The following is a 19,892-nucleotide window of genomic DNA, read 5'->3' on the forward strand; positions in this document are numbered from 1 at the left end:
GCACGCTCCTTGTGGGTGCGACGTTGTAGACGGTGTAGGTGCGATCCTCGCACAGTGGCCTGCGGCGATGCCGCCGTAGGATGCGGGGGACATCAGCGGCAGGCGGCTTGATCGGAGCAGTAGACCATCGTGAGCAGCGAGAACTCTTCGGCGGACGACGCGCGTCGGGTGTGGGACGTCGTCGTGGTGGGCGCGGGACCCGCGGGGGCCTCGGCCGCCTATGCGGCGGCGGTCGCGGGGCGGCGCGTGCTGTTGCTGGAGAAGGCGGAACTGCCCCGCTACAAGACCTGTGGCGGCGGCATCATCGGGCCCTCGCGCGACGCGCTGCCGCCCGGCTTCGAGCTGCCGTTCCGGGACCGGGTGCACGCGGTGACGTTCTCCCACAACGGACGCTTCGGGCGGACCCGCCGTTCCCGGCACATGCTGTTCGGGCTCGTCAACCGGCCGGAGTTCGACCAGCAGCTCGTCGAGCACGCCCAGAAGGCGGGCGCCGAACTGCGCACGGGCGTCACCGTGACCCGCGTCGAGCAGCACGGCGCGGCGGTGCCGGACCGGCGTACGGTCGCCGTCGTCCTGCAGGACGGCGAGCCGGTGCTGGCCCGCGCCGTCGTCGGCGCCGACGGCAGCGCCAGCCGGATAGGAGCCCATGTCGGGGTCAAGCTCGACCAGGTGGACCTCGGTCTCGAGGCGGAGATCCCGGTGCCGGAGACGGTCGCGGAGGACTGGAAGGGCCGGGTCCTCATCGACTGGGGGCCGATGCCGGGCAGCTACGGCTGGGTGTTCCCCAAGGGAGACACTCTCACCGTCGGGGTGATCTCGGCCCGCGGCGAGGGCGCGGCGACCAAGCGCTACCTGGAGGACTTCGTGGGCCGCCTCGGTCTGGCCGGTTTCGAACCGAGCATCTCCTCCGGCCATCTGACCCGGTGCCGGGCGGACGACTCGCCGCTGTCCCGCGGACGGGTGCTGGTGTGCGGGGACGCGGCCGGGCTGCTGGAGCCGTGGACCCGCGAGGGCATCTCGTTCGCGCTGCGCTCGGGCCGGCTCGCGGGGGAGTGGGCGGTGCGGATCTCCGAGGCGCACGACGCGGTGGACACCCGGCGCCAGGCGCTGAACTACGCGTTCGCCGTCAAGGCCGGGCTCGGCGTGGAGATGAGCGTCGGCAGGCGGATGCTGGCGGCGTTCGAGCGCCGGCCGGGGATCTTCCACGCGACGCTGACCGGGTTCCGGCCCGCCTGGCGTGCGTTCAAGGACATCACGCAGGGCTCCACCACCCTGGGCGAGCTGGTGCGCAGCCACCCGATGGCCCAGCGCGCCCTGACCGTCCTGGACCGCCGCCCCGCGCCCGCGCCGGAGCCCGGCGGCGAGGTCAGCTCCTGACCTCGATCCGGAAGACCGGGTGGTCGGCGGCGGACGCCATGATCTCCGCGTCCGTCGACCTCGCGGTGACCCCCTGGAAGTACTGGTTGACCTCCCAGCCCCACTTCTCCAGGTAGGCCCGCAGGATCGGGAGCTTCTCCGCGTCGGGGAGCTCGACCGCCGTGAAGGGGCGGACCCTGCGGCCGACCCGCAGCTCACCGCCCCCCGCGGCCCGCATGTTGCGCACCCACTGGGAGTGGCCGCGGGCCGAGACCAGGTACTGGCCCCGCTCGTGGGTGAGCGGGTTGACCGGGATGCGCTGCATCCGGCCGCTCTTGCGGCCGCGGACGGACATCTCCGCGCTGCCCGCGAGGCTGATGCCGTGCCGGGCCAGCCGGCCGACCAGCCGGTTGAACCGGACGGCCAGCGGTCCGGCCTTGAGGTAGTAGGGCGCAGACGACGACATGGTGGTGCCTCCGGGAAACGGTGACGACAGCGAGAGAGCGTCGCTCACATTTGTGAGCACTGCTCTCGCTCGATGAGTCCAGTCTGCACCACCCCCAACCCAGATGCAAGAGCACTGCTCTCGTTTGTGTGCACTGCTCTGATTCCATGGGACACTGGCCGCCATGAGCAGCACCGCACACGGCGCCCGGGCGCGCGCGAGGGCCGAGGTCACCACCGCCATCAAGGACACGGCGCGCGGACAGCTCGCACAGGAGGGGGCCGCGAAGCTCTCCCTGCGCGCCGTCGCCCGCGAGCTCGGCATGGCCTCCTCCGCCCTGTACCGCTACTTCCCCAGCCGCGACGACCTGCTGACCGCGCTCATCATCGATGCCTACGACGCTCTCGGTGAGGCCGCCGAGGCGGCGCACGACGCGGCGACCGGCGCCGGACCGGTTCTGCGCTGGGTGCGGGTGTGCGAGGCCGTCCGCGACTGGGCGCTGGCCCATCCGCACGAGTACGCGCTGATCTACGGATCGCCGGTGCCCGGGTACGCGGCCCCGCAGGACACCGTTCCCGCCGCCTCCCGGGTGGGCCGGGTGTTCATCGGCATCGCGCGCGCGGCGCTCCGGGAAGCGGAGCTCGCCGAGCCAGCCCTCCCGGCCGAACTGCGCGACGAGGCCGCGCGGATGGCCGCCGACGTCGCCCCGGATCTGCCGCCCGCCGTGGTGGCGCCGCTCGTCGCCGCCTGGGCGCAGCTGTTCGGCCTGATCAGCTTCGAGCTGTTCGGCCACTTCCACCGCGTCGTGGAGGACAGGGCGGCGATGTTCCGGCACGCGGCGGACCGGCTCGCGCGCGGCGTCGGTCTGACGGTCTGACGGCGGGCGGCGCGCCCGCTCCCGTCCACCGGCGGACGCACCGTCGCGCCAGGGCCGTCGGCCCTGTACGGCAGCGCTCGCCGGTGTTCACGGGAGTTCACCGGAGCGTCACGCACAGGTGACCGAAGTTCACCCGGGACGGGTTCCCACCCGTCTCAGCCGTCCCATAGCCTGCACCGATGTGTGCCGAGCGGCGCCGCGGTCGCGGACGAGCGCGGCCGAGTCCCAAGATCCCCGGCCCGCAGGACCGCCGCGGGCCCGTGTGCCCCATCCGGGAGTGACCCCCCATCGCCGCCGAGCCGCCGACCGCCACCGAGTCCGTGCGCACCGCCGCCCCCGCCACCCGGCGCCCGCCGGTCCCGGCCCCCCGCCGAGACCACCGGTACGACATCGACCTGATCCGGGTGCTGGCCGCGGTCGGCGTCATCGTCTGCCATGCCGCCGCCGAGCTGATGGCGGCCGTGGGCCGCGACCCCTCCGGCGGCGGCCCCGTCTACGGGACCGCGCTCACCGGGGACGCGCTGAGCCGGTCCGCCGTGCCGCTGTTCTTCGCCATCGCCGGCTGGGTCGTGCTCTGCGGGGCCCCGCCCCGTGACGGGGGACAGGTACGCAAGCGGCTGGCCCGCATCGTGGTGCCGATGGCGGTGTGGACGGTGGTCTATCTGGTGTGGGACCGGATCCGGGACGCCAACACCGACCCGACCCGGCAGCTCGCCTGGGACGCGCTGTTCGCCTCCGTGCGGCCCGCCTTCCACCTCTGGTACCTGTACGCCTACGTCCCGGTGATCCTGCTGCTGTCGGTGGCCGCCCTGGTCCGGGCCGGCAAGCGGCCCTGGGGCGTGGGCGCCGTCCTGCTCGGTCTCGCACTCGCCCCGAGCCTCCTCGGCGACCTCGCCCGGCTCCTCGACGTCGACCGGCCCGACTTCGCCTGGCAGTTCGGCGTCTACCAGATCGTGTACGCGGTGGCCGGGGCGATGCTGCTCTCGCTGCCGCAGGCCGCGGTCACCGGCCGCCGCCGGCGTCTGCTTTGGCTGGCCGGCGGGCTGTGTGCCTGGGGAGCGGTGGCCGTGTACGAGCACCGGGTGCACTTCCCCGGCGCATACGGGTCGGTGGTGGTGGCCCTGCTCGCGGGCACGCTGCTGATGGCCCTCAACCGCATCGGCGTACCCGAGCGGTTCCGCCCGCTGCTGGGCCGCCTCGCCGGGGCCTCCTTCGGCGCCTACCTCGTCCATCTGCTCTTCCTGGAGGCCGTCGCGCCGTACCTGGTGCGGGCGGGTGCGGGCTGGCCCGGGGCAGTGGCCGCGCTCACCGCGCTGACGGCGTCCACGGTCGCGCTGTCCTTCGCCGCAGCCCTGCTGTGGACGCGGCTGCGGCTGACCCGCTGGCTCGGCTGACCCGCCGGCCGGCCCGCGCCGTTGCCGTCCCCGCACGACGGAGCCCCCCGCCGGCCGGCGAGGGGCTCCGCTGCGGTGTTCCTCCGTCGGTCGGTTGCCGGCCGGGTCACTTCCCCGTGCCGCGCCGCACCGCCCGGCGCACCACCCGCCTCGCGCGCCGCACCTTGAGCCTGGCGCGGGTCTGCGGGCGGCTGCCGGGAAGGCCCAGCTCGGCCAGCCGGGACTCGGGGAAGTAGTAGCCGGGCGTGTCGGCCAGATGGGTCTCGAGCCACTGCACCGCCGGCTCGCGCAGGTCCGCATACGTCTTGGGCTGCATGCAGAAGCCGAGGGTCCGGACCAGCGGTGCCAGGGACTCGGGTGCCTCGCCGACCGGGGCCGGGGCCTGGCCGCGCTCCAGATCGGGCACCAGGTGGTCGACGACCGCCAGCGGTACGCGGTTGCTGTTCGGGTAGGGCTTGAGGCCCTTCATCACCAGCGCGGTCCCCACCCGGGCGACCGGCACGTCGTAGTAGGCGGAGGCGGTGACCATGGCCGTGGAGAAGCAGCCGACGACCAGTTGGGGACGGCAGTGCTGGTACAGCGTCTCGGCCAGCAGCGGCGCGTCCAGCACCGTCAGCCGTACGCCCGCCTCCGCCGCGGCCTTGCTCAGCGCCGCCGAGTAGCCGGCCGGGGCCGTGGGGTGGGGTTTGAAGACCACCGACCGGTGGCCGGCCATCGCGGCGCCGGTGAGCATGCGCACATGGAGGTCCTCCTCCTCCTCGGCGCTGAGGATGTTGATCGCGGCCAGGTACTGGCCCAGGAGCACGGCCGTCGGCTTCTCCGCCAGGACCGGTGCCAACTGCGGGTCGTCCGCGGCGTCCTGGGAGATCTCGTCGAGCACCGCGCGGAACGCGTCGTCCGGGACGACTTCGGGCGGGACACCGAACTCGGAGAGCAGCAGCGGCTGCAGGCCGGGTATCAGGTCCAGGTGGAGCAGCCGCCGGATCCGGCAGCCTATGGTCAGCGGCAGCTTCTCCCGGGTCGGGCCGTAGCTCATCAGGCCGTCGGCGTACACGTGGACGGCGCTCTCGGAGAAGATCGCCGCCAGCGCGCGGGCGGGGTTGACCTGGATCGACTCGACGGCGAGCTCGATCAGGTCCCGCTCGCCGATGCCCCAGGCGAGACGGAACGCCTTCTGCCACAGCGCCGTGTCGTTGCCCCGCGGACCCCATGCGCTGGGGTGGTGGGGGCTGATCGCCTCGTTCCAGCTGATCACCGAGTCGAACCGGTCGGCCAGGCGCGGGTATCCGTGCATCTCGTCCAGGCGGAGTGCGGTCTCCGGGATCGCGGCGTTGTTCGAGACCAGCAGGATGCGCCGGGCGTCCTTGCGCGCACCGAACCGGCCCGCGTCCAGCGCCGCGGCGAGGGTGGCCGCTCCGTACAGGGTCGAGACCTGGAAGATCTGGGTCGTGTGGGGCATGGATCAGGCAGCCTTCCGCCCGTCACGCAGGCGGCTGAGCAACCTGCTGCGAGTCCGGTCGATGGTCTTGAGGGTCTCGTCGAGCGTCTGCTCGGGCATGCGCCGGAGCGCGGCGCTCGCATCCCGACGCAGCTGCCGGGCGGCCGGGGCCTCGTACTCGTCCACCTTGCCGACGTGGAAGGCGATCATGGCGCAGTAGGTCCGCACGGCCTTGGGGAGGAAACGTTCTGTCTCCCGGTCGTTCAGGACGTCCTTCAGCAGCGCGTCGTAGGCCGGAATGAAATCCAGCTGACGGGAGTCCTTGATCTGGGTGAGCGAGGTCGCCACGCCCCGCCGGTAGAACACGCCGTGCAGACCGAGGGACGCGTATGTCCTGCCCTTCAGATGCAGCCGCCAGATCCACAGCCGGTCCTCGGCGGTGCGCAGCTCGGTCGCGAAGCGCATCCCGCCGTCGTCGAAAAGGTGCCGCCGGTAGATTCCCGCCCAGACGAAGGGATAGTCGACCATCGTCTCCATGTCGGCCGGCGCTATTCCGTCACGCGGATCCATCACGGCATTGCGCACCCGGGCCGGGGGCCGCCGGATCACCCGCTCGGTTCCGGTGACCCGGACATGGTCGGTGCGGGCGAAGTCGCAGCCCAACTCCTCGGCCGCGTCCACCAGTCCGGCGAGGTGTCCCGGTCCGTACCAGTCGTCACCGTCGAGGAAGGTGACGAACTCGCCCTGCGCGGCGTCGATACCGCTGTTGCGCGCCTGGGCGATGCCCATGTTCCTCTCGTGCCGTATCACCCGGGCGTTGGGCAGCCGCTCGGCCCAGCGGTCGATCGCCGTGGGAGTGGAATCCGTGGAGCAGTCGTCGACGAGCAGGAACTCGAAGTCGGGGTCCGCGTTGCCGGCGAGACTTCTCAAAGTACTCTCGGCGAAGGCTTCCACATTGTGCATGGGAACGACGACGGACAGTTTCGGCACGCGGGCCTCTCACGTTCGAGGGTTCGGAGATTGGAACAGGCTAACTACGCTCCCGAGGGGAACGGTGTCGGCCGAGGCTCCGCCAGGTGAACTCTGTTCGCAGCAGATGTGAATTCTCGGTGTCTCAGGGCCGGCCGAAGGTCTCCCGGAGTTCGTCGAGGTTGGACCGGGTGATCTTCCACAGGAACTCCTGTGTCCCGTGTACGTCCGCCACCGCCGCCGTGTGGTCGTCGAGGACCGCCGCCGCCCGTTCCGTGAGCCGCGGTCCGAGGTTCCGGTCGTGCACGGACAGACCCCACTCCCGCCGGCCGATGTCGGACAGGAAGTAGGCGAGCTTCGGGTGGGAGACCAGGCTGAGGATCGGGGTTCCGCAGCCGTACGGGATCATGCCCGCGTGCCCGCGCATCCCGATCACCAGACGCGATCGGCCGTACAGCCTGCGGATCGCGTCGTTCGACATGTCGTACAACCGCTCGACGGGCAGGGTGATGCCGTGCTCGCGCCGCAGGTCGTGCACGAACTTCTCGTCGGCCGGCATATGGGCCGCGTACCGCACGTCCGCCCGCTCGCGCAGCGTGCGCAGCGCGGCGCCCATCTGGGCCAGGAAGTGGCCGTAGTCGTGCCCGAACCGCAGCCCCGCGCGGTCGTACGCGCAGTTGACCAGGACGGTGTCGGACCGCTCGGCCGGGTCGGACCAGCCCGGCACCAGGTACCGGGCCACGGTGGTCGGGCAGGGCTGGTAGCGCACCCGGTCGCGCAGCCCGGCCGGCAGCAGCTCGCGGACCCGCTCGATCGAGCCGTGGTTGCGCAGCCCGAAGAACGCGGACCGCTCGACCAGCGCCCGCAGGCTCTCGGCGAACCGTCCGCGGCGGTAGGACTGCCCGTCGAACACGTTGTAGCCGACGGCGAACACCGCCAGCGGCGCGCTGATCCGGGCCAGGACGTCGTCGGGGACGTTCCACTGCCAGTGGCTGTTGCCGTTGGGGGAGGTGTCCGGCAGGAACAGCCCGCCGCCGCCCATGACCACCCCGCGGCGTGCGTTCAGCTGCTCCAGCGCCGCCTCGTCGACCAGCCGGTGCACCGGCTGCCGGTGCCAGCGGCGCGGGCCGGTGTCACTGCCGAAGCACATCCGCACGGCCTCGGGCAGCACCTTGTCCCCGGCGTTCTCCTGCCCCTCGGCGAACAGCGCCACGTGCGCCAGCTGCTCCGCGGCCGGCGCCGGATCCGGCGCCCCGGGGCGGTCCGGACGGGTGCGCACGTACCAGCTGTGGCAGCCGGCGTCGGTGGGGTCGGACTCCAGACCGTCCCGGGCGTAGGTGTGCGCGTCCTCCTCCCGGCCCAGCAGCCAGGCCAGCCGGGCCAGCTGGGCGAAGGCGCGCGGGGCGGCGTCCGGTGCCGCGGCCGCGAGCAGCAGATGCCCCTCGGCCTCCGCGTAGCGCGACAGCGCCATCAGGCAGACGCCGAGCGTCTCGTGGCAGCGCGGTGCGTCCAGCCGGTCGCCCAGGACCGGGGCGAGCACGTCCACGGCCTCGTCGTAGCGGCCCTGCTGCCGGTACACGTCGGCGAGTGTCCGGGCCAGGTCCAGCGAGGGGCGGGCCCGCAGCAGGGGCGGCGCGAGGTGGGTCAGCAGCTCGGGGTGCTTGCCGCCGGGCAGTGCACGGTAGGCGGCGCGGAAGTCGTCGTCACCCATCTCGAAGCGGCGCCGTGCCTCGGCGGCCGGACCGTACCCCGGTTCGTCGAACGGGCCGGTGAAGTGCAGCACCGCGACCTCCGCGGGCACCGGGGTGTCGTCGTGGAGCCGGCGGGTGAGGAAGTCGTAGCGCGCGTCGAGCGGGGCCAGGACGTCCCGCAGGGCCGCGTCCGGGTCGCCGCCGTCGGCGAGCCGGTCCGCCACGGCACCGTCCACGTCGCAACGCTGTACGACGAGCAGCCCGTCCGGCAGGACACCGCGCCCCGGCCCGCGCCGCCGCCCGCCCTCCGGCCCGTCACCTCTCGCGGCCTGCCCGGCGCCCTCGGCGTCCCCGGCTTCGCTGCCCTCCCCGGCTTCCCGGGCTCCCCCGCCCTCCCCCGCGCACAGTACCTGCCGGACGGCGCCCACCCCGTGGCGCATCCGCAGCAGCTCGCCGATGTCGCCCAGGACCACCATGGCCGGACCCAGCGCGACGACGGTGTCGTAGCCCTCCAGCCGGAAGACCTCCGACCGGCGCTCGGCACGGCGGGTGACGACGCGTGGATACAGCCGGCGCAGCGCGTCGAACGAGGAGTCCGCCAGCCCCGGGTGCAGGACCACGAGGTCCTCGCACACGCCCGGGTTGGTCAGCACCAGGCTGCGGACGAGCGTGGGCAGGGCGGGCAGGCCGTCCTCGTCGGTGTGGACGGCGAAGGCGATCCGGCGCTTGCCGGTGACGGCGCTTCGGTCGTCCGCCAGGGGGTGCGTCATCTCAGGGCGATCCTCATCCTGCTGTCGTCGACGTGCACAGCGCGGTCCTCGACCCAGGCGGCCTCCTCGGGCCGCAGCCGCCCGGGCCCACCGAAGCCGATGAGGTCCAGGCGGGGGCTGACGTCCAGGAAGTCCAGGAGCCTGAGGACGGTGAAGGCGGTGGTGGTGCCCGGCTCCCAGCCGTCCTCGCCCAGCAACGCGGGATCGGACAGCGGCCGGCGCAGGGAGGCGTCGCCGACCTGCTCCTGAGCCCCGGGCACCAGCCGCTGGCGCACCGCCCGGCGCCAGGCGGCGGCCGGGTCGCCGAACACCAGCCGGACCCCGGTCGGACGGCTCCACGCGGGCCCGTCCCAGGGGCTGTCGCCGCGCAGCGAGACGGCATGCAGGTCGGTGCGCGCACCGGTGCCCTCGGCGCGGACCCGGAAGGCGTCGCAGCGCACCACCAGGTCGTAGCGGTCGATCTCGGCGCCCATCCCGCTCCGGGCGACGTCCTCGGTGTCCGAGACCAGACACACCGTCCGCCCTGCGAGCAGGCCGCGCAGGCCGCCGATGCCGACCGGCGCGCTCCCGCCGAGCAGCGGATCGGCCAGGGCGGGCCGCTCGACAAGCCGCCGGTAGGTGCCGTACAGCTCCAGCAGACGCCGTACGGCGGGCCCGGCGAGACCGCGCTCCGCGACCCGCGCCCGCACGAAGGCGGCGAACTCGGCGGCGACGGCGGCGGTCGTGACGGTCGCGCCGGTCGTCGGGGTGGTTCCGTGGGCCGCGGCCGGCGCCGTGGCTGTGCCGGTCGCCGAGGCCCGGCGGAGCAGGTCGGGCAAGGGGGAGCCGGCGTCCGGGAAGAGGGCGACGGCCGACTCCAGGCAGGTCCGTCGCCGCCGCAGGGTGTCGATCCTGCCGGCGACCTCCGCCGCCGGGCTGCCGTCCGGGAGGAGTGCGCGGTAGCGGTCGTAGCACTCCAGCGCCTCGTCGTCGCGTCCGAGCCCGTCCAGCGCCAGCCCGCGCAGCCGCCATGCCCCTTTGGACCGCTGCCGGATCCGGGTCGAGGTCTCGGCGACGCCCAGGGCGAGACCGAGCTCGTCCTCCCCGCCGGCCTCCAGCGCGCGCTCGCCCACCCGGAGCAGGGCGTCGAACGGACCGGCCGACGGGGCGTCGGGGCCGAGGGATGCCGCGAAAGTGCCGATCGCCCGGGTCAGGCCGGTCTGCCGGGAGGTGGAGGAGCCGCACTGTGCCGCGAGGTGCTCGCCGCACAGCCGCATCCCGTGGGCGTAGAGGGCCGTCCTGGCGGCTTCCTTCTGCCGTGCTGTGAACAATCCCGCCAGGGGGTTCGACATGCGTTCCACCGTTCTTCGACCGGAGGCCGAATGTGCCGCAGCCCGTGGTGCCGCGGGTGGCTTTGCGATGGCCGCTGGGTGAACACTCGCCCGCCGGCGGCTGTTCAGCGGGCCGGGCCGTCCGGTGGAGGAGGTACTTCGCGGGGAGTACGTCCGGTCACCATGCGCGGGCGACGCCGGACGGCGCGGCACACGTCTGGCGTGGCGGCATGGACGAGCAGCGCGCACGCGGGAGCGGCCCGCCGGGGTGGTGGCGGCAGCACCCCGCACCGTGGCGCCGGTGGCCCGCGTGGTGGCGGCACGGGCCGGGGTGGTGGAACCGCTGGGGCGAGGAGGAGCACCGCCCCAGGTGGCCCTGGAGGTCGACTCTCCTGATCACGGTCCTGGTCCTGGTCGGCTCGAACTTCGCCGCCCGGGGCCAGGAGGCCGAACGGGCCGCCCTCGACCCGTTCGCTCGCGTGCTGCTGGTGGTGGCGGGCGGTCTGCTGCTGTGGCGGCAGCGCCACCCGGTGCCGGTCGTCTTCGGCACCTCCGCCGCCGCCCTGCTCTACCTCGGCGCCGGCTACCCGTACGGCCCGGTGTTCCTGGCAGTGGCGGTGGCGTGCTTCGCCGCCGTCGTCGCCGGGCACCGCCGGGCCGCGTGGACGGCGATGGGCACTCTGTGGGCCGGACATGCGCTCGTGACCCACTGGCTCTACCCCCGGCTGCCCCCCGTCGGCGACGCCGCCGCCTCCTGGAGTCAGGAGATCGTGGTCGCGGCCTGGACCGTGGCGATCGCGGCGGTGTCCGAACCGGCCCGGATACGGCGCGAGCAGTGGGCGCGGGACCGGGCCGAGCGGGCCCGGGCCGCCCGGCGCCGCGCGGACCGGGAGCGGCTGCGCATCGCCGGGGAACTCCACGACGTCCTCGCGCACAGCATCTCCGTCATCAATGTGCAGGCGGGCGTCGGTCTCGCCCTCCTCGACACCGACCCGGAGCAGGCGCGCACCGCGCTGACCGCCGTCAAGGCCAAGAGCAAGGAGGCGCTCGGCGAGGTGCGCCAGGTCCTGGACACCCTGCGCGCCCCCGGCGACGCGCCCCGCGCCCCGGCCCCCGGGCTCGACCGGCTGCCCGAACTGGTGGACCAGGCGGCGAGCGCGGGCCTGAAGGTCCAGGTCGACGGCCGGCCCCCGGGGCTGCCGCCCGGCACGGACCTGGCCGCGTTCCGCATCGTCCAGGAGGCCCTCACCAACGTCGTACGGCACTCGGGATCGCGGCACGCGCGCGTGCGGCTGGAACAGCACGGGGGCGTGCTGCGGCTGGGCATCGACGACGACGGTCCCGCGACGGGCGCGCTCGTGGTCAGCCCGCTCACCGCGAAGACCCACGTCAGCCGCACCATGGTGAAGCTCGGCGCGCGCGACCGGGCACAACTGGTGGTACTGGCCTACGAGTCGGGGCTGGTACGCCCCGGCTGGCTGGGCTGAGACGCCCGTCCGAACCGGACCAGCACGCTCACCACGCGGGCGAAGAACAGCAGCACGGCCGCGACCGCCCCGGCGGCCAGGAACGCACGCCGCACCCCCGGCGGCAGCCCGAACACATACGCCGGCCCGGCCACCGCGCCGAACAGCACCGCTGCCGCGAACACGGCGCTGAACAGCGCGTACCCGATCTCGACCGTCATCGCATCCCGCTCGGCCTGGGTCCGCCGTCCCCCGTGACTGCCACTGCTGATCACGGGGAGCAGTGTCACAGACCCGCGGGCCGCGGGACAACCGCCCGCACCGGCCGGGCGGCAGGCCCGAGGGCCGCGCAGCCGGCGCATTCCGGGCGCACCCCGGCGGGGGTCCGCTCTGCTACGGTGCCGCGCATGTCGGGGACCGAGGCGGAGCGGGAGCTCGTGCGGCAGTGGCGCGGCATCCTGGCGGTGCACGCCCGCACCCAGTGCGCACTGGACCGCGCACTGCACCAGCACGGCCTGTGCGCCAGCGACTTCGAGGTGCTGGACGTCCTCGCCGCGGGCCGGGCGCGGAACCGCTGCGATGCGCTGCGGGTCCAGGAGATCTCCGAGCGGGTGCACCTGAGCCGGAGCGCCCTGTCCCGGCTGATCGCCAGGCTGGAGAAGGGCGGCCTCGTCGAGCGCGAGCTGTGCGCGGAGGACCGGCGGGGTGTACGGGTCGCCCTCACCGCGCAGGGACGGGCCCTGCACCGCCGTGCGCTGCCCGTGCAGCGGGCGGTGCTGACCCGGATGCTCGCGGGCTGAGCCGGGGGCCACCGCGCCTGGACCCGAGTCGCCTCAGCCTCAGGTCACTGCCGAGTTCTCCCGCCACAGGGCGGCCACCGCGGCGTCACCGGTGACCTCCGGGAACTCCAGGCGGTTCCAGAGCGCCGGGTACAGCTGCGCCGCGGGGCCGGCGACCTCGCAGTCCGCGTCCCCGGCCGCGCTCCGCTCGGTGGCGGGCGGCTGCTCCGACAGACGGACGGTCCACACGGCACCGGCCACGTCCGTCGCCCGGACCCGCAGGACCCGGGGCTCCTCGCTGCGGACCCGGCTCTTGGTCCGGGTGTGGAGGCCGAGCAGCAGCTCCTCGATCCCGTCCACGGCGAAGGCGTCGTCGATCCCGGTGAGACCGGCACCGGTGGCCGACTCCGCGTCGATGCGGTGCACCGTCGTCTCGTGCGCCTGCCGCCTGGCCCAGAACGCCAGCGGCGAAGGCGCCGGCAGGAAGTGCCAGCACTCCACATCGGGCGCGGCGGCGGAGAGGGTGCCGACGAGACCGCGGTGCCCCTCCCGGAACCAGCCGAGCAGATCGGCACCGTCCAGGTCCGGCAGTCCTCCGTCCGGTCGGTACGCGGTGTGCCCCTCGGCGACGAACGCGGCCGCCCAGCGATGCACCATGCCGGTGTGCCGCAGCAGATCCCGCATCTGCCAGCCGGGGCAGGTCGGCACCTTCGCCTCGGTCCCCGCCGCTTCGGCCGCCGCGGCCAGCAGCGTGCCTTCCCGTTCCAGGACCTGAACATACGTGACCGTCTCCATGCGACGAGTGTGCCTGATGGTGCGCAGAACGCCGTCGCGTGGCCGGGAGTCGGGTACCGGGGCACGGTGCGGTGGGCCGGGATCGCCGAGCGTTCACGGGCTGCTCGCCTGCCTGGCCGCAGAGTTCACGGCGCATTGGGGTGAGTCGGGTGTGAAGTCCTGGTTGACGCGTCAATCATCTTGTCATGAACCTGCGGCCCGAGGGGCGGGCCGCAGCCTCATGGAGGTGTGGGATGCACCGAAGAATCGCCACCGGACTCGCAGCCACGGCCCTGTCCGTCGTCACCGTCGCCGCCACCGCCACGGCGGCCGATGCCGCCCCCGCCGACAAGGCCCAGGTCCTCGCGAGCTGGACGCAGACCAGCGCGTCGAGCTACAACCGCTGGGCCGCCGCCCGCGCCGACCAGGCCGCCTGGTCGGCCTACGGATTCGACTGGTCCACCGACTACTGCTCCTCCTCGCCGGACAACCCGTTCGGCTTCCCCTTCAGCAACTCCTGCGCCCGGCACGACTTCGGGTACCGCAACTACAAGGCGGCCGGCACCTTCAGCGCCCACAAGAGCCGGCTGGACAGCGCCTTCCACGAGGACCTCAAGCGGGTCTGCGGCCGCTACAGCGGTGCTACCAGGACCGCCTGCAACGGCACGGCGTGGACGTACTACCAGGCCGTGAAGGCCTTCGGGTGACGCAAGCACCGGCAGCGGCCGGCGCGCCGCGTCCGGGCCGGGCGCGGTCGGGGCCGGCCCGGGCCTGACCCCGTCACCCGGGTGCGGGCGGTGTCCCGGCCGCCGCACGGTAGCCGGGAGGGACCTCCTCCGGCGGCCGGGCGGCGGCTGCCGCCGCCAGCGCCACGGCCGCGCCGGCCACGCCGAGGACGGCGCCGGCGGCCACATCGCCCGGATAGTGCACTCCGGTGTGGACGCGGGAGTAGCCGACGGCGCTCGCGAGGGCGGCCAGCGGGACGGCCGCCCCCGGGAGCGCCACGCCTACCGCGGTGGCGAACGCCACCGCCGAGGCCGTGTGCCCGGACGGGAACGACGCCGACGTCGGCATCGGCACATGCCGGTCCACCGTGACCCGGGCCGCCTCCCGGTCCGGCCGGGGGCGGCGCACCAGACGCTTGCCGAGCAGGTTGGCGGAGACCGAGGCGACGGCGACCGCCCCGACCCCGAGCAGAGCCGCCCGTCGCGGGCGGGCACCGCCCAGGGCGAGCGAGCCCGCGATGCCCAGCGAGATCTTCGAATGGTCGGCGGCGTGCGACAGCCGGCGCAGCGCCCGGTCCAGCGTGGGCGTCGGGGTCGCGGCCACCGCGGCGTACAGCGCGCCGTCCACGGCGCGCAGATCGTGCAGCACGGCTACGAGACGGCTCGGGCGAGGGGAGCGTACGGGGCCGCCGGAGGCAGCGCCGTCCGCGTCCCCTGCCACAGGGACTTCAGGGTCTGTGGGGTCTGTGGGGTCTGCGGGGTCGGAGCCGGGGGTGGTCGGTCCGGTCATGGGGTCCTTCTCCGCGGGAGGGCGGTGGGTCTTCGGTCAGCCGTTCCCGCTCCGGCGGTCCGTTGCCGCCGGCCCGGCGCGTATTCCGCCGGACAGGTTCCCGTCCGGGCCCGTCCGGGCGACCCGCCGCCGTCCGGCGTTCCCTTCCGTACGGAGGCCGGACCGCGCGCAGGGCACCCGCACCGGAGTCAGGACGCGGCGCGGAAGGAACGCAGCCGCAGGGAGTTGCCGACGACGAACACCGAGGAGAAGGCCATCGCCGCACCGGCGATCATCGGGTTGAGCAGCCCGGCAGCCGCCAGCGGCAGCGCGGCCACGTTGTAGGCGAACGCCCAGAACAGATTGGACCGGATGGTGCCGAGGGTGCGGCGGGCGAGCCGGATCGCGTCGGCGGCGGCGCGCAGATCGCCCCGGACCAGGGTCAGGTCCCCGGCCTCGATCGCGGCGTCCGTGCCGGTGCCCATCGCCAGCCCCAGATCGGCCTGGGCCAGCGCGGCGGCGTCGTTGACGCCGTCGCCGACCATCGCGACCGAACGCCCCTCCTCCTGCAGCCGCTTGACCACGTCGACCTTGTCCTGCGGCAGCACCTCGGCGTACACGTCCCCGGCCGCGACACCCACCTCGCGGGCGACGGACTCGGCGACGGCCCGGTTGTCACCCGTGAGCAGGATCGGACGCAGGCCCAGGCCGCGCAGCCGCGCGATCGCCTCCGCACTGGTCTCCTTCACCGCGTCGGCGACCTCCAGGACCGCCCGCGCCGCGCCGTCCCAGGCGACCGCGACGGCGGTGCGCCCGGCGGCCTCCGCCTGCGCCTTCGCGCGCTCCAGCTCCGCAGGCAGCCGTATCGCCCAGTCGTCCAGCAGCCGCTCCCGGCCGACCAGCACGGCATGGCCGTCGACGACGCCCTGCACACCCAGACCGGGCACGCCGGCGAAGTCCTCGGGCGTGGGCAGCGCCCCCAGCTTCTCCAGCGCCCCGTCGGCGACGGCCCGGGCGATCGGATGCTCGGAGGCGTGCTCGACCGCACCGGCCAGACGCAGTACGTCGGCCTCCGGCACGCCCTCGGTGGTGTGCACGGCCAGCAGGGTCATACGGCCGGTGGTGACCGTGCCCGTCTTGTCCAGGACGACGGTGTCGACGCGCCGGGTGGACTCCAGGACCTCCGGGCCCTTGATGAGGATGCCCAGCTGCGCTCCGCGCCCGGTGCCGACCAGCAGCGCGGTGGGTGTGGCCAGCCCCAGCGCACACGGGCAGGCGATGATCAGCACGGCCACTGCGGCGGTGAACGCGGCCGTCAGACCCGCCCCGTTGCCGAGCCAGAACCCGAGGGTGCCCAGCGCCAGCGCGATCACGACCGGCACGAAGACGCCGGAGATGCGGTCCGCGAGCCGTTGCGCCGCGGCCTTGCCGTTCTGCGCGTCCTCGACCAGCTTCGCCATCCTGGCCAGCTGGGTGTCCGCGCCGACGCGGGTGGCCTCGACCACCAGCCGGCCGCCGGCGTTGACCGTGGCGCCGGTGACCGCGTCGCCCTCGGCCACCTCCACCGGTACGGACTCGCCGGTGAGCATGGAGGCGTCCACGGCCGAGGACCCCTCGGCCACCGTGCCGTCCGTGGCGATCTTCTCGCCGGGGCGGACCAGGAACCGGTCACCGACCCGCAGCTCGCCGACCGGCACCGTGCGTTCGCCGCCGTCCGGCCGCAGCATCGTGACGTCCTTGGCGCCCAGTTCCAGCAGTGCCCGCAGCGCGGCGCCCGCCTTCCGCTTGGAGCGCGCCTCGAAGTACCGCCCGGCCAGGATGAACGCGGTCACACCGGCGGCGGCCTCCAGATAGATGTTCCCGGCGCCGTCGGTGCGGGCGATGGTCAGCTCGAAGGGATGCGTCATCCCCGGTGTGCCGGCCGTCCCGAAGAACAGCGCCCACAGCGACCACAGGAACGCCGCCGACGTGCCGAGCGAGATCAGCGTGTCCATCGTGGCCGCGCCGTGCCGGGCGTTGGTGAGCGCGGCACGGTGGAAGGGCCAGGCGGCGTAGGTCACGACGGGCGCCGCCAGGGTCAGGGAGAGCCACTGCCAGTACTCGAACTGCAGGGCCGGCACCATCGCCATGGCTATGACCGGGACCGCCAGTACCACGGCCGTGGTCAGCCGCTGCCGCAGCGGCATCAGCGCATCGTCGGCTCCGGCGGCCCCATCGGGGGATGCGGATGCGGACACGGACGTCGTCGCGGGCTCCGCGCGCTCGGGCTCGGGTTCGCGGGCCGTGTAGCCGGTCGCCTCCACCGTGGCGATCAGGTCGGGGACGGTGACCTCACTCGTGTACCTGACCCGGGCCTTCTCGGTCGCGTAGTTGACGGTGGCGGTCACCCCGTCCATCCGGTTGAGCTTCTTCTCGATCCGGGCCGCGCACGAGGCGCAGGTCATGCCGCCGACGGCGAGCTCCACCTCGGCCGCGGAGTCGGACCCGGCCGCGGAATCGGCCGCGGCTCCGGCATCGGTGGTACGGATGGTCATGGATGCTCCTGATGCGGGTGGGCGGCCGAGCCCCATTGTCGGTGCCCCGGCCGTACGGGGGGACTGCGGGGCGGTCAGGCGCGCCCGGTCAGCTCGTAGCCGGCCTCGTCGACGGCTCCGGCGATCACGGTGTCGTCCGGCTCGTCGGCCGCGGTGACCGTCACCCGGCCCCCCGCCAGGTCGATGTCGACTCCGGTGACGCCGTCCAGCGCGCCGATCGCCTTGGTGACCGTGGCCCTGCAGTGGTCGCAGGTCATGCCGGAGACGGTGTACGTGGCCGAAGACATGAAGCCCTCCTGGGGGTGTCAGGTGCACTGGATACCGGTAGGGGGTACCGGTACCATCGAGGTCAGGTATACCCCCGCCCCGTATGGAAAGCAAGTCTGCGGACCATCGACTCATTACCCCTTGGGGGTATGCTGAGCTGTGTAGAAGCCTCCGGTGGAGGTCGGAGGCCCTGGACTCGGGGAGGGGTGTCGTCATGCACACCGGACTGAGGGCCGCTTCGTTCGCCGCCGTTCTCGCCGTGACGTTCGGTGCCGCCTACGGCGTGGGGCGCAGTGTCGACCCGGTGGTCGGGGACACCGCGCCCGCGACCCGCGACGTGCACTCACCGGCGCCGGGGGAGCGGAGCGGGTGGGCCGACCATGGGGGTCATGAAGGCCATTCGGCCGGTTGACCGCCGGGGGAGGGGGCGGCCGGCCGCGGTGTCACACCGTGACGACCCGGACCCCCGCTTCCTCGAACCGCCGTACCGCGTCCGGGTCGGCCGCGCTGTCGGTGACCAGTGTGCCGACGGCCTCGGCCGCGCAGATCCGGGCGAACGCCCGGCGGCCCAGCTTGCTGGAGTCGGCGGCGACCACCACGCGCTCGGCGCGCTCGCACAGCAGCCGGTTGATCGCCGCCTCCGCCTCGTCGTGGGCCGCGGCACCGTGTGTGACGTCGAAGGAGACCACGCCCAGTACCGCCACATCGACCGTGATCTGGGCGAGCACCCCGTCCGCGAGCGGCCCGATCAGCTCGTACGACTGCGCCCGGGCCACTCCGCCGGTCACCACGATCTTGAACTGCGGCCGCACCGCCAGCTCGTTGGCGATGTTGAGCGCATTGGTGACGACGGTCAGCGCGGGGGTGCCCGAGGCGAGATCGCTGCGCACCGCCAGGGCGCGCGCCACCTCGGTGGTGGTCGTGCCGCCGGTCAGCCCCACCGCCTCGCCGGGAGCCACCAGGTCGGCGACCGCCTTCGCGATGCGCTGCTTCTCCGACGCCCGCCGGGCCGTCTTGTACCGCAGCGGCAGCTCGTACGACACCCCGTGCACGACCGCGCCGCCGCGGGTGCGCACCAGCATCTGCTGTTCGGCGAGCCGGTCGAAGTCGCGCCGGATCGTCGCGGCCGACACCTCCAGCTCGGCCGCCGCCTCCTCGACGTCCAGCCGGCCGCGTTCGACCAGCAGCTCCAGCAGCGCCTTCCAGCGGGCGTCGCGCGACATCCACACCCTCCGTTCCTCGGTCTCCGACCGACCCTAGCGCACCCGATCTTCGACAAGATGCTTGATTGTGCTCGAAAGCTCGCTGTATCTTGCAGGAACAATCAGAAATGAGGTCGGGCGGCCTGAACGGCGCTGTCAGGTCCCCGAGCAGTGCTGTCGGGTCAGGGAGGGGTGCGGCATGACGCACGTGGAGGACGAACTCACCAGCCAGCCCGAGTGCTGGATCCGCGCCGCGGCGGAGGCGCCCCGGCACCACGCGGTGCTGCCGTCCCCGGGGGAGCGCGTCGCGATCGTCGGCTGCGGCACCTCGTACTTCATGGCCCAGGCCGCCGCCGCGCTCCGCGAGGGCACCGGGCACGGCGAGACCGACGCCTTCGCCGCCTCGGAGTTCCCGCCCGGCCGGGAGTACGACCGGGTGGTCGCCCTCACCCGCTCCGGCACCACCACCGAAGTGCTCGACCTGCTCGCCCGGCTGCGGGGCCGTGCCCGTACCGTCGCGGTCACCGCCGACCCGGACACCCCCGTCCTGGCCGCCGCCGACGACGTGGTGGTCCTGGACTTCGCCGACGAACGGTCCGTCGTGCAGACCCGCTTCGCCACCAGCGCCCTCACCCTGTTCCGCGCCCACCTGGGCCTGCCGGCCGGTGCGGCCGTCGCCGACGCCCGTACCGCGCTCGCGGGCGAGCTGCCCGCCGGGCTCGTCGACTGCACCCAGTTCACCTTCCTCGGTCGCGGCTGGACCGTCGGACTCGCCAACGAGGCGGCGCTGAAGATGCGCGAGGCGTCGCTGTCCTGGACCGAGGCCTACCCGGCGATGGAGTACCGGCACGGCCCCATCAGCATCACCACCCGGTCCACCGCCACCTGGATGCTCGGCGACGCCCCCGAAGGGCTGGCCGCACAGGTGCGGGACACCGGCGGACTGTGGGTGTCCGGCGGGCTGGACCCGCTCGCCGAACTGGTCCGCGCCCAGCGGCTCGCCGTGGCCGTCGCCGCCGCACGCGGCCTCGACCCGGACCGGCCCCGCCATCTCACCCGCTCGGTGATCCTCGCCCCCTGAGGCCCGGGAAGGATCCCCGCCCCCCGCCGCCCGGGAAAGGACAGA

The 19,892-nt window shown here is 73.9% G+C and carries 18 protein-coding genes; 7 read left to right on the plus strand and 11 right to left on the minus strand.

What is annotated here, in order from left to right; all coding sequences use genetic code 11:
* Positions 1–129: 129 nt before the first annotated feature.
* Positions 130–1,377 (plus strand): geranylgeranyl reductase family protein, encoded by a 1,248-nt coding sequence (locus V5O46_RS11380; protein WP_332884406.1) that lies wholly within the window; start codon positions 130–132, stop codon positions 1,375–1,377.
* Here the strand turns inward: V5O46_RS11380 and V5O46_RS11385 are convergent.
* Positions 1,367–1,822 (minus strand): nitroreductase family deazaflavin-dependent oxidoreductase, encoded by a 456-nt coding sequence (locus V5O46_RS11385; protein ID WP_332884407.1) that lies wholly within the window; start codon positions 1,820–1,822, stop codon positions 1,367–1,369. The genes V5O46_RS11380 and V5O46_RS11385 overlap by 11 nt on opposite strands.
* 163 nt (positions 1,823–1,985) lie before the next feature.
* Between V5O46_RS11385 and V5O46_RS11390 the strand changes: the two genes are divergently transcribed.
* Both V5O46_RS11390 and V5O46_RS11395 read left to right on the plus strand, forming a co-directional pair.
* Positions 1,986–2,678, plus strand: a complete 693-nt coding sequence (locus V5O46_RS11390; RefSeq protein ID WP_332884408.1) for a TetR/AcrR family transcriptional regulator — start codon at positions 1,986–1,988, stop codon at positions 2,676–2,678.
* Between the two features lie 320 nt (positions 2,679–2,998).
* A complete protein-coding gene (locus tag V5O46_RS11395; protein WP_332884409.1) occupies positions 2,999–4,072 on the plus strand; it encodes an acyltransferase in 1,074 nt (357 codons plus the stop codon).
* A 106-nt stretch (positions 4,073–4,178) separates the two neighbouring features.
* Here the strand turns inward: V5O46_RS11395 and V5O46_RS11400 are convergent, their stop codons facing one another.
* The 4 genes from V5O46_RS11400 to V5O46_RS11415 form a co-directional block, all read right to left on the minus strand.
* Positions 4,179–5,531, minus strand: a complete 1,353-nt coding sequence (locus V5O46_RS11400; RefSeq protein ID WP_332884410.1) for a polysialyltransferase family glycosyltransferase — start codon at positions 5,529–5,531, stop codon at positions 4,179–4,181.
* A gap of 3 nt (positions 5,532–5,534) precedes the next feature.
* Positions 5,535–6,500: a glycosyltransferase family 2 protein gene (locus tag V5O46_RS11405; protein WP_332884411.1), complete on the minus strand. Its 966-nt coding sequence runs from the start codon at positions 6,498–6,500 to the stop codon at positions 5,535–5,537.
* 124 nt (positions 6,501–6,624) lie between these two features.
* Positions 6,625–8,940, minus strand: coding sequence for a CDC27 family protein (locus V5O46_RS11410; protein WP_332884412.1), 2,316 nt, complete (start codon positions 8,938–8,940; stop codon positions 6,625–6,627).
* A complete protein-coding gene (locus V5O46_RS11415) occupies positions 8,937–10,271 on the minus strand; it encodes a SirB1 family protein (RefSeq protein ID WP_332884413.1) in 1,335 nt (444 codons plus the stop codon). The genes V5O46_RS11410 and V5O46_RS11415 overlap by 4 nt, the downstream gene beginning before the upstream one ends.
* Positions 10,272–10,480: 209 nt before the next feature.
* Between V5O46_RS11415 and V5O46_RS11420 the strand changes: the two genes are divergently transcribed.
* A complete protein-coding gene (locus V5O46_RS11420; protein ID WP_332884414.1) occupies positions 10,481–11,737 on the plus strand; it encodes a helix-turn-helix transcriptional regulator in 1,257 nt (418 codons plus the stop codon).
* Here the strand turns inward: V5O46_RS11420 and V5O46_RS11425 are convergent.
* Entirely contained in the window at positions 11,698–11,937 is a 240-nt protein-coding gene (locus V5O46_RS11425; protein WP_332884500.1) for a DUF6332 family protein, read from the minus strand. The two genes, V5O46_RS11420 and V5O46_RS11425, sit on opposite strands and share 40 nt — an antisense overlap.
* A 186-nt stretch (positions 11,938–12,123) precedes the next feature.
* On the opposite strand from V5O46_RS11425, the gene V5O46_RS11430 reads away from it, so the two are divergent.
* Positions 12,124–12,516, plus strand: coding sequence for a MarR family winged helix-turn-helix transcriptional regulator (locus tag V5O46_RS11430; RefSeq protein WP_332884415.1), 393 nt, complete (start codon positions 12,124–12,126; stop codon positions 12,514–12,516).
* Between the two features lie 39 nt (positions 12,517–12,555).
* Here the strand turns inward: V5O46_RS11430 and V5O46_RS11435 are convergent, their stop codons facing one another.
* Positions 12,556–13,290 carry a maleylpyruvate isomerase family mycothiol-dependent enzyme gene (locus V5O46_RS11435; RefSeq protein WP_332884416.1) on the minus strand — a complete coding sequence of 245 codons (735 nt, stop codon included), beginning with the start codon at positions 13,288–13,290 and terminating at the stop codon, positions 12,556–12,558.
* Between the two features lie 233 nt (positions 13,291–13,523).
* Here V5O46_RS11435 and V5O46_RS11440 point away from each other — a divergent pair, with 233 nt between their 5' ends.
* Positions 13,524–13,976 (plus strand): phospholipase, encoded by a 453-nt coding sequence (locus V5O46_RS11440; protein WP_332884417.1) that lies wholly within the window; start codon positions 13,524–13,526, stop codon positions 13,974–13,976.
* Positions 13,977–14,049: 73 nt separating this feature from the next.
* On the opposite strand, the gene V5O46_RS11445 is transcribed toward V5O46_RS11440, so the two are convergent.
* The 4 genes from V5O46_RS11445 to V5O46_RS11460 form a co-directional block, all read right to left on the minus strand.
* Positions 14,050–14,784 carry a phosphatase PAP2 family protein gene (locus tag V5O46_RS11445; protein ID WP_408648961.1) on the minus strand — a complete coding sequence of 245 codons (735 nt, stop codon included), beginning with the start codon at positions 14,782–14,784 and terminating at the stop codon, positions 14,050–14,052.
* A 188-nt stretch (positions 14,785–14,972) separates the two neighbouring features.
* Positions 14,973–17,297 carry a heavy metal translocating P-type ATPase gene (locus tag V5O46_RS11450; RefSeq protein WP_332884419.1) on the minus strand — a complete coding sequence of 775 codons (2,325 nt, stop codon included), beginning with the start codon at positions 17,295–17,297 and terminating at the stop codon, positions 14,973–14,975.
* Positions 17,298–17,371: 74 nt separating this feature from the next.
* Positions 17,372–17,584 (minus strand): heavy-metal-associated domain-containing protein, encoded by a 213-nt coding sequence (locus V5O46_RS11455; RefSeq protein WP_332884420.1) that lies wholly within the window; start codon positions 17,582–17,584, stop codon positions 17,372–17,374.
* Between the two features lie 423 nt (positions 17,585–18,007).
* The gene (locus tag V5O46_RS11460; RefSeq protein WP_332884421.1) at positions 18,008–18,787 is read right to left on the minus strand and encodes a DeoR/GlpR family DNA-binding transcription regulator; all 780 of its coding nucleotides are present in this window, start codon (positions 18,785–18,787) and stop codon (positions 18,008–18,010) included.
* A 178-nt stretch (positions 18,788–18,965) separates the two neighbouring features.
* Between V5O46_RS11460 and V5O46_RS11465 the strand changes: the two genes are divergently transcribed.
* Positions 18,966–19,847, plus strand: coding sequence for an SIS domain-containing protein (locus V5O46_RS11465; RefSeq protein ID WP_332884422.1), 882 nt, complete (start codon positions 18,966–18,968; stop codon positions 19,845–19,847).
* The last annotated feature ends 45 nt before the right edge of the window (positions 19,848–19,892 follow it).

This window comes from Streptomyces poriticola, from assembly GCF_036689765.1.
Taxonomy (GTDB): Bacteria; Actinomycetota; Actinomycetes; order Streptomycetales; family Streptomycetaceae; genus Streptomyces; species Streptomyces poriticola.

Excerpts from the sequence above, each read along its gene's own strand:
- V5O46_RS11385 (WP_332884407.1), bottom strand. The coding sequence starts at position 1,822 with ATGTCGTCGTCTGCGCCCTACTACCTCAAGGCCGGACCGCTGGCCGTC.
- V5O46_RS11390 (WP_332884408.1), top strand. The coding sequence starts at position 1,986 with ATGAGCAGCACCGCACACGGCGCCCGGGCGCGCGCGAGGGCCGAGGTC.
- V5O46_RS11400 (WP_332884410.1), bottom strand. The coding sequence starts at position 5,531 with ATGCCCCACACGACCCAGATCTTCCAGGTCTCGACCCTGTACGGAGCG.
- V5O46_RS11410 (WP_332884412.1), bottom strand. The coding sequence starts at position 8,940 with ATGACGCACCCCCTGGCGGACGACCGAAGCGCCGTCACCGGCAAGCGC.
- V5O46_RS11415 (WP_332884413.1), bottom strand. The coding sequence starts at position 10,271 with ATGTCGAACCCCCTGGCGGGATTGTTCACAGCACGGCAGAAGGAAGCC.
- V5O46_RS11420 (WP_332884414.1), top strand. The coding sequence starts at position 10,481 with ATGGACGAGCAGCGCGCACGCGGGAGCGGCCCGCCGGGGTGGTGGCGG.
- V5O46_RS11425 (WP_332884500.1), bottom strand. The coding sequence starts at position 11,937 with ATGACGGTCGAGATCGGGTACGCGCTGTTCAGCGCCGTGTTCGCGGCA.
- V5O46_RS11430 (WP_332884415.1), top strand. The coding sequence starts at position 12,124 with ATGTCGGGGACCGAGGCGGAGCGGGAGCTCGTGCGGCAGTGGCGCGGC.
- V5O46_RS11435 (WP_332884416.1), bottom strand. The coding sequence starts at position 13,290 with ATGGAGACGGTCACGTATGTTCAGGTCCTGGAACGGGAAGGCACGCTG.
- V5O46_RS11440 (WP_332884417.1), top strand. The coding sequence starts at position 13,524 with ATGCACCGAAGAATCGCCACCGGACTCGCAGCCACGGCCCTGTCCGTC.
- V5O46_RS11445 (WP_408648961.1), bottom strand. The coding sequence starts at position 14,784 with ATGACCGGACCGACCACCCCCGGCTCCGACCCCGCAGACCCCACAGAC.
- V5O46_RS11450 (WP_332884419.1), bottom strand. The coding sequence starts at position 17,297 with ATGACCATCCGTACCACCGATGCCGGAGCCGCGGCCGATTCCGCGGCC.
- V5O46_RS11455 (WP_332884420.1), bottom strand. The coding sequence starts at position 17,584 with ATGTCTTCGGCCACGTACACCGTCTCCGGCATGACCTGCGACCACTGC.
- V5O46_RS11460 (WP_332884421.1), bottom strand. The coding sequence starts at position 18,787 with ATGTCGCGCGACGCCCGCTGGAAGGCGCTGCTGGAGCTGCTGGTCGAA.
- V5O46_RS11465 (WP_332884422.1), top strand. The coding sequence starts at position 18,966 with ATGACGCACGTGGAGGACGAACTCACCAGCCAGCCCGAGTGCTGGATC.